At 63.7% G+C, this 14,147-nt stretch carries 13 protein-coding genes and 1 pseudogene; 9 read left to right on the top strand and 5 right to left on the bottom strand.

What is annotated here, in order from left to right; genetic code table 11:
• Positions 1-18 precede the first annotated feature (18 nt).
• Positions 19-1,629, top strand: a complete 1,611-nt coding sequence (locus BUS06_RS00110; protein ID WP_074262438.1) for an FMN-binding glutamate synthase family protein — start codon at positions 19-21, stop codon at positions 1,627-1,629.
• Between the two features lie 64 nt (positions 1,630-1,693).
• On the opposite strand, the gene BUS06_RS00115 is transcribed toward BUS06_RS00110, so the two are convergent.
• Entirely contained in the window at positions 1,694-2,314 is a 621-nt protein-coding gene (locus BUS06_RS00115) for a glutathione S-transferase C-terminal domain-containing protein (RefSeq protein WP_074262439.1), read from the bottom strand.
• Positions 2,315-2,512: 198 nt separating this feature from the next.
• On the opposite strand from BUS06_RS00115, the gene BUS06_RS00120 reads away from it, so the two are divergent.
• From BUS06_RS00120 to purH, 5 genes and pseudogenes are all read left to right on the top strand, one after another.
• Positions 2,513-3,925, top strand: coding sequence for an aminopeptidase P N-terminal domain-containing protein (locus BUS06_RS00120; RefSeq protein ID WP_074262440.1), 1,413 nt, complete (start codon positions 2,513-2,515; stop codon positions 3,923-3,925).
• A 19-nt stretch (positions 3,926-3,944) separates the two neighbouring features.
• The gene (locus BUS06_RS00125; protein WP_074262441.1) at positions 3,945-5,192 is read left to right on the top strand and encodes a UbiH/UbiF/VisC/COQ6 family ubiquinone biosynthesis hydroxylase; all 1,248 of its coding nucleotides are present in this window, start codon (positions 3,945-3,947) and stop codon (positions 5,190-5,192) included.
• 245 nt (positions 5,193-5,437) lie between these two features.
• A pseudogene (gene dusB / locus BUS06_RS00130) lies at positions 5,438-6,503 on the top strand (tRNA dihydrouridine synthase DusB).
• Positions 6,500-6,733 carry a Fis family transcriptional regulator gene (locus tag BUS06_RS00135; protein ID WP_007180440.1) on the top strand — a complete coding sequence of 78 codons (234 nt, stop codon included), beginning with the start codon at positions 6,500-6,502 and terminating at the stop codon, positions 6,731-6,733. Before dusB ends, BUS06_RS00135 begins: the two are co-directional and overlap by 4 nt.
• Positions 6,734-6,790: 57 nt before the next feature.
• Complete coding sequence (purH, locus tag BUS06_RS00140; protein ID WP_074262442.1) at positions 6,791-8,356, top strand: bifunctional phosphoribosylaminoimidazolecarboxamide formyltransferase/IMP cyclohydrolase; 1,566 nt, start codon at positions 6,791-6,793, stop codon at positions 8,354-8,356.
• Positions 8,357-8,513: 157 nt separating this feature from the next.
• Here the strand turns inward: purH and BUS06_RS00145 are convergent, their stop codons facing one another.
• Complete coding sequence (locus BUS06_RS00145) at positions 8,514-8,753, bottom strand: hypothetical protein (protein WP_074262443.1); 240 nt, start codon at positions 8,751-8,753, stop codon at positions 8,514-8,516.
• A 159-nt stretch (positions 8,754-8,912) separates the two neighbouring features.
• On the opposite strand from BUS06_RS00145, the gene ruvC reads away from it, so the two are divergent.
• The 3 genes from ruvC (at position 8,913) to ruvB (ending at position 11,402) form a co-directional block, all read left to right on the top strand.
• Positions 8,913-9,455, top strand: a complete 543-nt coding sequence (gene ruvC, locus BUS06_RS00150) for a crossover junction endodeoxyribonuclease RuvC (protein ID WP_074262444.1) — start codon at positions 8,913-8,915, stop codon at positions 9,453-9,455.
• A gap of 90 nt (positions 9,456-9,545) precedes the next feature.
• The gene (ruvA, locus tag BUS06_RS00155) at positions 9,546-10,127 is read left to right on the top strand and encodes a Holliday junction branch migration protein RuvA (RefSeq protein ID WP_074262445.1); all 582 of its coding nucleotides are present in this window, start codon (positions 9,546-9,548) and stop codon (positions 10,125-10,127) included.
• A gap of 210 nt (positions 10,128-10,337) precedes the next feature.
• Positions 10,338-11,402: a Holliday junction branch migration DNA helicase RuvB gene (gene ruvB / locus BUS06_RS00160; RefSeq protein WP_074262446.1), complete on the top strand. Its 1,065-nt coding sequence runs from the start codon at positions 10,338-10,340 to the stop codon at positions 11,400-11,402.
• A 168-nt stretch (positions 11,403-11,570) separates the two neighbouring features.
• On the opposite strand, the gene BUS06_RS00165 is transcribed toward ruvB, so the two are convergent.
• From BUS06_RS00165 to tyrS, 3 genes are all read right to left on the bottom strand, one after another.
• Positions 11,571-12,242, bottom strand: coding sequence for a histidine phosphatase family protein (locus BUS06_RS00165; RefSeq protein ID WP_074262447.1), 672 nt, complete (start codon positions 12,240-12,242; stop codon positions 11,571-11,573).
• Positions 12,243-12,324: 82 nt separating this feature from the next.
• Positions 12,325-12,789: a D-aminoacyl-tRNA deacylase gene (gene dtd, locus BUS06_RS00170; RefSeq protein WP_074262448.1), complete on the bottom strand. Its 465-nt coding sequence runs from the start codon at positions 12,787-12,789 to the stop codon at positions 12,325-12,327.
• Between the two features lie 13 nt (positions 12,790-12,802).
• A complete protein-coding gene (tyrS, locus tag BUS06_RS00175) occupies positions 12,803-14,050 on the bottom strand; it encodes a tyrosine--tRNA ligase (protein WP_074265837.1) in 1,248 nt (415 codons plus the stop codon).
• Positions 14,051-14,147: the final 97 nt, after the last annotated feature.

Below are 14,147 nucleotides of genomic sequence, written 5' to 3' on the forward strand. Positions count from 1 at the left end.
CTCTGCAACGGAGTCCCCATGTTTTCTCGACGCTACCTGGCCATGTGGTGTGCAGTTGCCCTGCTCGTCGCGTGCGCGGCGCTGGCCGCGACACAACACCTGTCGTGGTTCTGGATCATCATTCCCGTGCTGCTGGTCGCGCTCGGCCTGTTCGATCTGACCCAGGAGCGCCACGCGATCCTGCGCAACTATCCGTTGTGGGGCCATTTCCGTTTCATGTTCGAATTCGTCCGGCCTGAGATCCGCCAGTATTTCGTCGAGGACGATACCGAGGAAAGGCCGTTCTCGCGCGCGCAGCGAAGCATCGTCTATCAGCGCGCCAAGAACGACGTCGACAGCCGTCCATACGGCACCGAGCTCGACGTGAAGGCGGTAGCGCACGAATGGATTAGCCACTCGCTCGCGCCGACCAAACTCGACGGCCACGACTTCCGCATCGTCGTGGGCCCGGATCGCAAGCAGCCCTACTCGATGTCGATTTTCAACGTGTCGGCGATGAGCTTCGGCTCGCTCTCGGCTAACGCAATCATGGCGCTCAATCTCGGCGCCAAGAAGGGCAACTTCGCGCACGACACCGGCGAAGGTTCGATGTCGAAGTATCACCGCGAGCACGGCGGCGACATCATCTGGGAAATCGCTTCGGGCTACTTCGGATGCCGCAACGACGACGGCAGCTTCAACGCCGACAAGTTCGCGAAACAGGCGCACGAGCCGCAGGTGAAGATGATCGAGGTGAAGCTCTCGCAGGGGGCGAAGCCGGGCCACGGTGGTGTGCTGCCGGCCGCCAAGATCACGCCGGAGATTGCCGAAACGCGTGGTGTGCCGATGGGCCGCGACTGCATCTCGCCCGCGACCCACTCCGAGTTTTCCACGCCGCGCGGCCTGCTCGAATTCGTCGAACGTCTGCGCAATCTCTCAGGCGGCAAGCCGACCGGTTTCAAGCTGTGTATCGGCCACCCGTGGGAGTTCTTCGGCATCGCCAAGGCGATGCTGGAGACGGGCATCCTGCCGGACTTCATCGTCGTCGACGGTGCGGAAGGCGGCACCGGTGCGGCGCCGCTGGAGTTCACCGATCACGTCGGCGTGCCGCTGCAGGAAGGCCTGCTGCTGGTGCATAACACGCTGGTAGGCATCGGCCTGCGGACGCGGATTCGCATCGGCGCGAGCGGCAAGATGATCACCGCTTTCGATATCACCAAAACCCTCGCGATCGGCGCCGACTGGGTCAACTCGGCGCGCGGCTTCATGTTCGCGGTGGGCTGCATCCAGGCGCAGACGTGTCACACGGGGCGTTGCCCGACCGGCGTGGCCACCCAGGACCAGGTGCGCCAGCGCGCGCTCGTGGTGCCGGACAAGTCCGACCGCGTCTTCAACTTCCATCACAACACCTTGCACGCGCTGCAGGAGATCATTCAGGCGGCGGGTCTCAAGCATCCGGCGGAACTGCGTGCGCATCACATCGTGCGGCGGGTGTCGTCGCATGAGGTGAGCCTCATGTCGGATCTGCTGAAGTATCTCGAGCCGAATGATCTGCTGAACGGCAACCACCGCTACTCGATCTACGAGAAGTGGTGGCCGGTGGCAAGCGCCGACTCGTTCGCGCCGAAGATCGAACTCGCGGCGACCTGATGCCTGCAACGAACCTGAGGACGCAGGCGGCGAAGCCGTCGTCCGTCACGCCTGCGCAGCGCGCTCAGTCCGCCGGAAACGTATCGATAAACGACTGCCGCTGCGACAGCTTCTGGAAGTGTTTGTCGAGATTCGGATAGGCCTCGCGCCAGTTGAGCGCCGGCATGCGGAAATCGAGGTAGCCGAGCGCGCAGCCCATGGCGATATCCGCCAGCGTGTAGCGACTACCCGCACACCACGGGTTGCTACCCAGCCCTTGCGACATCGCCACCAGCCCGTCGTCGATCTTGCGCTGCTGGCGCGCGAGCCACGCGTCCGAACGGTGTTCCTCCGCCCGTAGCGTGCCCTCGAGCCGGATCAGCACGGCGGCATCCATGACGCCGTCCGCAAGCGCTTCCCAGCAGCGCACCTCGACACGCTCCCGGCCCGACGGCGGAATCAGCTTGCCGACCGGCGACAGCGTATCCGCGTACTCGCAGATCACGCGCGAGTCGAATACCGCCTCGTCGTCGTCCATCACGAGGCACGGCACCTTGCCGATCGGATTGAAGGCATGGATGCTGGTATCCGGCGCCCAGACGTTTTCGAGCACCAGCTTGTAGTCGATCTTCTTTTCGGCGAATACGATCCGTGCCTTGCGGACAAACGGACTGCCGAGCGAACCGATGAGTTTCATCATCACCATTTGCCTTTTCTGGAATTGGGCGGAAGTATACGTTGGTTGACCGCGATACAGACGGCCGCTCCCATCTTCTGGACTGGCGGCGGCCGGACCTGTGGACGGATTGCAACATTGCCGTGTGCCGCGCCGGACGTCTATCCGGCCAGATGGCCAGGGGGTGCGCGCCGCAATCCTGGCTCAATTGGGCGCTACAATCTCGCTATGAACCAGCCGAACGAACCCACTCTCGCCATCGACGTTTACCGCAAGCGCCGCGAGCGCGTGCTCGCTGCGCTGCGCGCGGCAGGCGGCGGCGTCGCCATCGTCCCCACCGCACCGGAGGTGGTGCGCAACCGGGACGCCGATTATCCGTACCGGCACGACAGCTACTTCTACTACCTGACCGGCTTTACCGAGCCGCAGGGTCTGCTCGTGCTCGACGCCAGCGCAGGCGGGAGCGGACCGGCTTCGATCCTGTTCTGCCGGGCCAAGAACGAAGAGCGCGAGATCTGGGACGGCTTCCGCTTCGGCCCCGAGGCCGCGCGCGAGGCGTTCGGCTTCGACGCGGCGTTTGCTGTCGAAGATATCGAAAGCCAGATGCCGCTGATCCTCGCCGACAAGCCCGCGCTGCACTACGCGCTCGGCAGCTCGGCGGATCTGGACGAACAGGTCCGCCGCTGGCTCGACGCGGTGCGTGGCAAAGCCCGCAGCGGCGTCGCCGCTCCGGTTGCCGCGCATGACCTGCTGCCGCTGCTCGACGAGATGCGGCTCTTCAAGGACAGCCACGAACTGTCGATCATGCGTCGTGCCGGCCAGATCTCGGCGCAGGCGCATCGCCGCGCGATGGCCGCGTCTTTTGCAGGCGTGCGTGAGTACGAACTCGAAGCCGAACTGCTGTACACATTCCGCAAACACGGTGCGCAAGGGCCGGCATACGGCTCGATCGTCGCTGCGGGCAGCAACGCCTGCGTGCTGCACTACGCAGCCGGCAACACGATTGCCCGCGACGGCGACCTGATCCTGATCGACGCCGCCTGCGAGCTCGACGGCTACGCTTCCGATATTACGCGCACGTTCCCGGCAAACGGCCGCTTTACGCCGGCGCAGCGCGAGCTGTACGACATCGTGCTCGCCGCCCAGGAAGCCGCCGTCGCCGCCACCCGGCCTGGCGCCGCCTTCGACGACCCGCATAACGCCGCGCTGCGCGTGTTGTCGCAGGGCCTGCTCGATACGGGCATCGTCGACCGGGGGCTCTTCTCGTCCGTCGACGATGTGATCGTGGAGCGCGCCTACGCGCCCTTCTACATGCACCGCACCAGCCACTGGATCGGCATGGACGTGCACGACTGCGGCGACTATCGCGAACGCGGCGCACCGCGCGATGCGCAAGGCGCGCTGCCGTCGCGCACCTTGCATCCGTCGATGGCGTTGACGATCGAACCGGGTCTCTATATTCGCCCGACGGAAAACGTCCCCGAGCGTTACTGGCATATCGGCATCCGCATCGAAGACGACGCTGTCGTCACGCCGAACGGCTGCGAACTGTTGACGCGCGACGTGCCGGTCAAGGCCGACGAGATCGAAGCGCTGATGCGGGAAGCGCAGGCAACAGCCAGCGCCACGCGCGCGGTTTGAACGGACCGACCGATCGCTCATGAACGACGCTTCTCAACCAGCCGGCGTTGTGCAAGCCGGCTCACAAGACGCCACTGGCGGCGCAGATTCTACTGAAGCGTCGTTCGATTTCGACGTGACCATCGTCGGCGCGGGGCCGGTCGGGCTCGCGTTGGCCGGTTGGCTCGCGCGGCGCAGTGCGACCCAGGGACTGTCGATCGCGCTGATCGACGCACGCAAGCCGGAAGACGCTTTGCGCGATCCACGCGCAATCGCCGTGTCGCAAGGCAGCCGGATGATTCTCGAGCCGCTGCGCTGGCCCTCGGACGCGACCGCGATTCACCACATCCATGTATCGCAGCGCGGACATTTCGGCCGTACGCTGATCGACCACACCGAGCATGGCTTGCCCGCGCTTGGGTATGTGTTGCGCTATGGCTCGATCGTGCAGTCGCTCGCCGAGGCAGTGCGGCCGACTTCCGTGCACTGGTTCCAGTCAACCTCCGCCCAGACGCCGGTTCAGGAAGAAGACGGCGTAACGCTGCCGGTGGAAACCGAACACGGCGCACGCACGCTGCGCACGCGTATTCTCGTGAACGCCGAAGGTGGGCTGTTTCATGAGCAACAGAAACGCGGTGGCACCGGCGGCACGCGTGATTACGGTCAGACGGCGCTCGTCGGCACGGTCACGGTATCGAGGCCACGCCCGAATGTCGCGTGGGAACGTTTCACCGACCAGGGGCCGATTGCGCTGCTGCCGACCGGCGGCGCGCGCGATGCCGACTACGCGCTGGTCTGGTGCTGCGCCCCGGAAGAAGCGGCGCGCCACGCGCAATTGCCCGACGATGCGTTTCTGCGCGAACTCGGCAGCGCGTTTGGCGACCGGATGGGACGCTTCACTCAGATCAAGGGCCGCGCTTCGTTCCCGCTCGGCCTGAACGCACTCGATACGTTGGTCAAGGGCCGGATCGCGGCAATCGGCAATGCGGCGCAGACGTTGCATCCGGTAGCGGGCCAGGGGCTCAACCTCGGGCTGCGCGACGCCCACGCCCTCACCGACGCGCTCTCGCAACACGGTGCGACACCGCTCGCACTAGCGTTGTTCGCCCAGCGCCGCGCGCTCGACCGGCGTCTGACAATTCGCTCCACCGATACGCTCGCGCGCCTCTTCACGGTCGACCTTCCGGCTCTCGGCACGCTGCGCGGGCTCGCGCTGACGGCGCTCGAATTCGTGCCGCCGGTCAAGACCGCACTGGCACGCCAAATGATGTTCGGACAGCGCCGCTAGACGGCTCAGGAATCGCATCGCGCGCAGACCGTGCGCCGGGCCAGTGCATCGGCTCGCCCCGCTGCCCGCTTGCGGTGATTCGCGTTCCGCGGGTCTATGAACCCGGGCACTTTCATAGAAGATTTAATGGCTTAGGAGCGTCTCAAGTCCGGTGACGGGAATCCGTTAACGCTAAAATAGCCGTTTTCCCTCGTGATCTGCGACCGTTTCTCATCGATTCGATGTGCCGCGGCTGCGCCCCTGTCATGCCCACTCTCGGCTCCCACAATCTGCGCAACAACCTGTTCGTCGCCCCCATGGCGGGTGTGACCGACCGGCCGTTCCGTCAGCTCTGCAAGCGGCTGGGCGCGGGCTATGCCGTGTCGGAAATGGTCGCATCGAACGCGCAGTTGTGGAAAAGCGAAAAAAACCATGCGCCGCGCGAACCACACGGGCGAGGTCGAGCCGATCGCCGTGCAGATCGCCGGCGCCGATCCGGACATGATGGCGGAGGCGGCTCGCTATAACGTCGCCAACGGCGCGCAGATCATCGACATCAACATGGGCTGTCCGGCCAAGAAGGTGTGCAATGTGGCGGCCGGCTCCGCGTTGCTGCAGAACGAACCGCTCGTGCAGCGCATCGTCGAGGCGGTGGTCGGCGCGGTGGGCGTGGGTCCCGACGCGGTGCCCGTCACGCTGAAAATCCGCACCGGCTGGAATCGTGACAACAAGAACGCGTTGAGTGTGGCGCGTCTGGCCGAAGACGCCGGCATTTCGATGCTGACCGTACACGGCCGCACGCGCGCCGACCTGTACCACGGCGACGCTGAATACGAAACCATCGCCGCCGTGAAGGCCGCGGTGCGCATCCCGGTGGTCGCCAACGGCGACATCACTTCGCCGCATAAGGCGCGCCAGGTGCTCGCCGCTACCGGCGCGGACGCGATCATGATCGGCCGCGCGGCGCAGGGCCGTCCGTGGCTGTTTCGCGAGATCGGGCATTTCCTGCAAACCGGCGAGCTGTTGCCGCCGCCGCGCATCGACGAGATCCAGCAGGTCATGAACGAGCATCTCGAAGATCACTACGCGTTCTACGGCGAATTTACAGGCGTGCGCACGGCACGCAAACACATCGGCTGGTACACTCGCGGCCTTTCTGGCGCCAATGTGTTCCGCCACCGCATGAATACGCTGGACACGACGCGCGAACAACTGCTCGCCGTCAACGAGTTCTTCGACGCCCAAAAGGCGTTCTCCGACCGCCTCGTCTACGTGGAAGAGGATGTCAACCCGAACGGCGAGCCGGACCAATCCGACCGACTAGCAGCATGAGCAAGAACAATATCGAACAATCAGTCCGCGACAGCCTGGGAATGTACTTCCAGGACCTCGACGGCTCCAATCCGCACGACGTCTACGACATGGTTATTTCGTGTGTCGAAAAACCGTTGCTCGAGGTGGTGCTCGAGCAGGCCGGCGGCAATCAGTCGCTGGCCGCCGAGTATCTCGGCATTAACCGCAATACGCTGCGCAAGAAGCTGCAACAGCATGGTCTGCTGTAGCGCATTGTAGTTTCCTGACGCCCCTGCCACCTCCCCTTCGGCTTCTCATTCTTCATCATGATCAAGCAAGCGCTCATCTCCGTTTCCGACAAGTCCGGCATCGTCGATTTCGCCAAATCGCTGTCGGACCTCGGCGTCAAGATCCTGTCCACCGGCGGCACCGCGAAACTGCTCGCAGATGCGGGTTTGCCCGTTACCGAAGTGGCCGACTACACGGGCTTCCCGGAAATGCTCGACGGGCGCGTGAAAACGCTGCATCCGAAGGTGCACGGTGGCATCCTCGCGCGGCGCGACCTGCCGGAACACATGGCTGCGCTAGAAAAGCACGACATTCCGACAATCGATCTGCTGGTCGTGAATCTGTACCCGTTCGTGCAGACGGTGGCGAAGGAAGAGTGCTCGCTGGAAGACGCGATCGAGAACATCGATATCGGCGGCCCAACCATGTTGCGCTCGGCGGCGAAGAATCACCGTGATGTGACCGTGGTGGTCGACCCGGCGGATTACGCGGTGGTGCTCGAGGAGATGCGTGCGAACGGCAATGCGGTGGGCTACAAAACCAACTTCCGTCTCGCGACAAAAGTGTTCGCGCACACCGCGCAGTACGACGGCGCGATCACGAACTATCTGACGAGCCTGACCGAAGAGCTGCAACATTCCTCGCGCAACACCTATCCGGCTACGTTCAATCTGGCGTTCGACAAGGTGCAGGATCTGCGCTACGGCGAAAACCCGCATCAGAGCGCCGCGTTCTATCGTGATCTGTCGGTGCCGGCCGGTGCGTTGGCAAACTATGAACAGTTGCAAGGCAAGGAACTCTCGTATAACAACATCGCCGATTCCGACGCGGCGTGGGAATGCGTGAAGACGTTCGACGTGCCGGCCTGCGTGATCGTCAAGCACGCGAATCCGTGTGGCGTCGCCGTGGGCGCGGATGCGAATGAAGCGTATGTAAAGGCGCTGCAGACCGATCCGACCTCGGCGTTTGGCGGCATCATCGCCTTTAACCGTGAAGTGGACGAAGCAACGGCGCAGGCCGTGGCCAAGCAGTTTGTCGAAGTGCTGATTGCGCCTTCGTTCAGCGTGGCCGCGCGTCAGGTGTTCGAGGCGAAGAAGAATGTGCGTCTGCTGGAGATCGCTCTCGGCGAGGGTCATAACGCGTTCGACCTGAAGCGCGTCGGTGGCGGTCTGCTGGTGCAATCGCTCGATTCGCACAATGTGCAGCCGCATGAGCTGCGCGTCGTCACGAAGCGTCATCCGACGCCGAAGGAAATGGACGATCTGCTGTTCGCGTGGCGTGTGGCTAAGTACGTGAAGTCGAATGCAATCGTGTTCTGTGGCAACGGCATGACGCTCGGCGTCGGCGCGGGCCAGATGAGCCGCGTGGACTCGGCACGGATTGCGAGTATCAAGGCACAGAACGCGGGTTTGACGCTGGCGGGTTCCGCCGTGGCGTCGGATGCGTTCTTCCCGTTTCGCGACGGCCTCGACGTGGTAGTCGCGGCAGGCGCGACCGCGGTGATCCAGCCGGGCGGTTCGATGCGCGATGATGAAGTGGTCGCAGCGGCCGATGAGCACAACATCGCGATGGTGTTGACGGGTGTGCGGCACTTCCGGCATTGATTGATTTGCGCGTGGGCTAGTGGGGTTGCGCGGCGGTTCTGAAGCTGGCGCGTTACGTTAGGCTCGATGGCTTGAAAAAGAATGGCCCGGCAGATTTTCTGCCGGGCCGTTTTGTTTCTTACGCGCAATTTTCTGCGTCAAGGCGCGCCGCCCGATCCTAGTCGTCCGGGTTCTTCCTGGCGTAACCGGCACTCACGTCGGGGTGCGTGCTGATGTACGTGCTGAGCCCTTTGCCATTGCAAGCTAATCGCGTCATCTCGGCCACATGATCCGGCCCGACGCTCGCCTCCGTGTACCAATAGATCACGCCGGTCCTGAAGCGAACCGCGATGCAGCCCTCACCGAGCGCGTAGGCCTCGACGCCTGAGTCACCGCTTAGATTCCGATAGCGTTCCACGTTTGCACGTCCCGGTTGCTGCGAATCTCGCCCTTTGTTCAGCTTGCCACGTTGCGGACAATCCAGCGAGCCTATTTATTCCCGTCTCAACAACTCGCGAACGCCGCCTGGCCGCCGGTTCGTTGTAGTATCGCAAGCACTTGGTTCACAGCGTATCTCATGAGAATTCTCGGCATCGACCCCGGCTTGCGTGTGACCGGCTTCGGCGTAATCGACCAGAACGGTCACAAGCTCACTTATGTGGCAAGCGGCGTCATCAAGACGGCTGACGCCGACCTGCCGTCGCGTCTGGGCACGATTTTCGAAGGTATTTCGACGCTGATCCGTCAGCACGCCCCCGATCAATCCGCGATCGAAAAAGTGTTCGTCAACGTCAACCCGCAATCCACGCTCCTGCTCGGCCAGGCGCGTGGCGCTGCCATCTGCGGGCTGGTTGCTGGCGGTGTGCCAGTGGCCGAGTACACCGCACTGCAGTTGAAGCAGGCAGTGGTGGGCTACGGCCGCGCGACCAAGGAGCAGATGCAGCAGATGGTGGTGCGTCTGCTGAGCCTCTCAGGCGTGCCGGGGACAGACGCCGCCGATGCTCTCGGAATGGCGATCTGCCATGCGCATGGCGGCAGCACGCTTAACACGCTGGGCGGTATTGCGCCCTCGCTGGCGAAGAAGGGCCTGAGGGTGCGGCGTGGGCGTCTGGTGGGTTAGGCGTGGCTAGGCCCGCCCCGCTGAGTCCCGCCGTTCGCTCTGCTCGCTCCCTGCGCTACACTCGCCCTTTCTCTCACGATTGAATCCGCCATGATCGGTCGCATTGCCGGCGTCCTGCTGGAAAAAAACCCGCCACACCTGCTCGTCGACTGCAATGGCGTGGGCTACGAAGTCGACGTGCCGATGAGCACGTTTTACAACCTGCCCTCCACCGGGGAACGGGTAGTCCTGCTCACGCAGATGATCGTGCGCGAAGACGCTCATCTGCTGTACGGCTTCGGCACCGCCGAGGAACGCGCCACTTTCCGTGAGCTGCTGAAGATCACCGGCATCGGCACCCGGATGGCGCTCGCCGTGCTCTCCGGCATGAGCGTGCACGAACTGGCGCAGACCGTCACGCTACAGGATGCGGCGCGCCTCACGCGCGTGCCCGGCATCGGCAAGAAAACGGCCGAGCGGCTACTGCTGGAACTGAAGGGCAAGCTCGGGGCCGACCTCGGCTCGATGGCTGGAACGGTGTCGGCGTCCGACCACGCTTCCGATATCCTGAACGCATTGCTCGCATTGGGTTACTCCGAGAAAGAAGCCTTGGCAGCGGTCAAGAACGTGCCCGCCGGCACCGGCGTGTCCGAGGGCATCAAGCTTGCATTGAAGGCGCTCTCGAAGGGTTGACGGGAATCGCCGCGTCCGAGGCTGCTCAAAGGTCGCTGGAAGGTCGCTCAAAGGCCGCTCCATGCTGCCAAGGGTTGGCCCATAACGCTTGAGTCGCCGCAGCGAAACGTCTTGCGTGCGACGGGTTAAAGCTTCGCACGTCACGGCCCAAAGCGCACCCCGGCCATTCGGCCAGCTTCGGCGGCGAGCACCACGCGGTACAATGCAAACATGATCGAAACCGACAAACTCGCAGCCGAGCGCATCATCGCTGCCACGCCCGTATCGCCGAACGAAGAAGCGTTCGAGCGGGCGTTGCGTCCGCGTCAGCTAGACGAGTACGTCGGGCAGGAAAAGGTGCGCGGCCAGCTCGAAATCTTCATCGAGGCCGCCCGCCGCCGCTCCGAATCGCTCGATCACGTCCTGCTGTTCGGGCCGCCGGGTCTGGGCAAAACCACGCTCGCGCACATCATTGCGCGGGAAATGGGTGTCAATCTGCGGCAAACGTCCGGGCCAGTGCTCGAGCGCGCGGGTGACCTCGCTGCGCTGCTCACCAACCTCGAAAAGAACGACGTCCTGTTCATCGACGAAATCCACCGGCTCTCGCCTGTCGTTGAGGAAATCCTGTACCCGGCACTCGAGGATTATCAGATCGACATCATGATCGGCGAAGGGCCGGCCGCTCGCAGCGTGAAGCTCGATCTGCAGCCCTTCACGCTGGTTGGCGCCACCACACGCGCCGGCATGCTGACCAATCCGCTGCGGGACCGCTTCGGCATCGTCTCGCGGCTCGAGTTTTACAACGCCGAGGAACTGGCGCGCATCGTCACGCGCTCGGCGTCGCTACTGCAGGCGCAGATTCATCCGGACGGCGCGTTCGAGATCGCGAAACGCGCCCGAGGCACGCCGCGTATCGCCAACCGTCTGCTGCGCCGCGTGCGCGACTTTGCCGAGGTCAAGGCGGACGGCAACATCACCGCCAGCGTGGCCGACGCCGCGCTCAAGATGCTGGATGTGGACCCGGTCGGCTTCGATCTGATGGACCGCAAACTGCTCGAGGCGATTCTGCACAAATTCGATGGCGGCCCGGTGGGCGTCGACAATCTGGCTGCGGCAATCGGCGAAGAGCGCGACACAATTGAAGACGTGCTGGAGCCGTATCTGATCCAGCAGGGCTTTTTGCAGCGTACGCCGCGTGGCCGCGTCGCTACGCTGCTGACGTATCGTCACTTCGGTCTCGCCGCGCCGGATTCTTCCAGCCCGGTGCGGGATCTGTGGGATTCCGGCGCACCCTGAAAGAGCGAACGAATGGTCAGAGGGTCCGACGAGGACATGCGACCAGGTCAACGCCTAAGGTCCAACCGGTGGGGCTAGTCATTGCAGGACAGGGCGCCTGTCGTACGCGGTTTCCAAACACGCCGCTGAACGCTTAACGCCGTCACTCCCGCTTCCGCGCAGTCCCCATCAAAGCCCCGGCGTAACAATCTTGCGCAAGGTGTCGTCCTCACTCGGCGCGTCCAGATGCGACACGTCAGCCCACGATTTCACCGTTGCCTTGCCACCGTCGAAGTCCACCACATTGACGCTCGTATTGAGCAACGCATAGTCACGCGGCACTTCCAGCGACAGGTCACGCGCGAACCGGTAGACGCAATCCAGCACGCCGCCGTGCGCCACGCACGCAACACGGCCGCCGGGATGCGCGGCGACGATCGGCGCAATCGCATCCATGACGCGATGGTAGAACGTCCGCATCGATTCGCCCTCCGGCGGCGCAAAGCCCGCGTCGCGGCTTTGCCAGCGCTCGTATTCATCCGGATAGCGTTCGGCGATTTCGTCGCGGTCATAGCCCTGGAATGCGCCGTAAGAACGCTCGCGCAAACCTTCACGCAGTTGCAGCGGCAAGCCGAGGACATGCGCGATAGGCTGCGCGGTCTGCTGCGCGCGCTGCAGGTCGCTCGAATAGATTGCATCCAGCCGGGCACCTTGCTGCGCTTCGTCTGCGAGGCGGTGCGCAAGACGCTCGGCCTGCTCGAGACCGCTCGTCGCCAGCGGAATATCAATGAACCCCTGAATCCGCTTGGCGCGGTTCCATTCGGTCTCGCCGTGCCGGATGAAAAGAATCTGTGTGGACATGAGATGGGAGTGGGCGTCGCTAGCCGGTTGTGCCAAGACGCTATTGTCGCAAAACCGGCTCAGAGCCGTGCGAAGGGTTAGGTCAGGTTGAGGCGTGCGTCTGCAGCCAGAACGTCACCGGCCCGTCGTTGACGAGCGAAACCTGCATCTCCGCGCCGAATTCGCCAGTCCCGACAATCGGATGCTTCGCGCGTGCCGCTGCCACGAAGTAGTCGAACAGACGTTTGCCCTCGTCAGGCGGCGCGGCCGGCGTGAAGCTCGGACGCAGGCCGCTGTTCGTGTCCGCTGCCAGAGTGAATTGCGACACCAGCAGCAGGCCGCCAGCGCGGCCGGCGCCGTCGATATTCTGCACGGAGAGATTCATTTTGCCGGCCGCATCGCTAAACACGCGGTAGCCGAGCATCTTGGCGAGCAAGCGGTCGGCCGCGGCTTCGGTGTCGCCGCGCTCGGCGCATACCAGCGCCAGCAGGCCCGCTTCGATGGCGCCCGTGACACGTTCGCCGACTCGCACTTCGGCGCGCCGGACCCGCTGAATCAGCCCGATCATGAACGGCGCTCCATCACGCCGTCAGCGTGACGCGCGCAAAACGACGCTTGCCAACCTGCACGACATACTCGCCCGCTTCGACCTTCAGGCCCTTGTCCGATACCGTGGCGCCATCGATTTTCACGCCGCCCTGCTCGATGTTGCGCAGCGCCTCGCTGGTCGACGGCACCAGGTTTGCCTGCTTCAGCAGTTGGCCAATCGCAAGCGGTGCACCCGCTAGCGTGACGGCCGGAATATCGTCAGGCACACCGCCCTTCGCGCGATGATTGAAGTCTTCGAGCGCGCGCTCAGCGTCAGCCTGCGAATGGAAACGCGCAACGATCTCTTGCCCGAGCATCACCTTGAAGTCACGTGGATTTCGGCCGCCTTCGATTTCCTTCCTGAAGCCGGCGATCTCGTCCATCGGGCGGAACGACAGCAGTTCGAAGTAACGCCACATCAGGTCGTCCGAAATGCTCATCAGCTTGCCGAACATATCGGTCGGCTTTTCGCTGATGCCGATGTAGTTGTGCTTCGACTTCGACATCTTCTCGACGCCATCAAGCCCTTCGAGCAGCGGCATGGTCAGGATGCACTGCTGTTCCTGGCCGTACTGCTTCTGCAGCTCGCGACCCACCAGCAGGTTGAATTTCTGGTCGGTGCCACCGAGTTCGAGGTCGGCATTGAGCGCGACCGAGTCGTAACCCTGCATCAACGGATAGAGGAATTCGTGAATCGAGATCGGCTGGCCGCCCTGATATCGCTTGGTGAAGTCTTCGCGCTCGAGAATGCGCGCGACCGTGTAGCGCGACGCCAGCTTGATCATGCCATCGGCGCCGAGCGGCATCGACCATTCGCTGTTGTAGCGAATTTCGGTCTTCTCGCGATCCAGCACCAGCGCGGCCTGCTCGAAGTAGGTCCTGGCATTGGACTCGATCTGCTCGCGCGTGAGCGGTGGACGCGTGGCGTTGCGGCCCGACGGGTCGCCGATCAGCGAGGTGAAATCGCCGATCAGGAAGATCACCGTATGCCCGAGATCCTGCAGCTGCCGCATCTTGTTCAGCACGACGGTATGGCCGACGTGGATATCGGGCGCCGTCGGGTCAAGACCGAGCTTGATGCGCAGCGGCGTGCCGGTGGCCGCGCTCTTCGCGAGCTTCTGTGCGAATTCTTCCTCGATCAGCAACTCATCGACGCCGCGCTTGGTAACGGCTAGCGCGTGGCGGACTTCGTCGGTGATCGGGAAGGCGGGAGTGGGCTTGGAGGTGGACTCGGTGCTCATGCTGGAACGGGAGGTCGCAAAAGGGAGATTGTCCCATAGATGCGCGCCGCCGCGCGGCCGGGAAGCGGTCATCCGGCTCCACCGCCGTCACCAGGAC

This window comes from Paraburkholderia phenazinium (genome assembly GCF_900141745.1).
Classification (GTDB): domain Bacteria; phylum Pseudomonadota; class Gammaproteobacteria; order Burkholderiales; family Burkholderiaceae; genus Paraburkholderia; species Paraburkholderia phenazinium_B.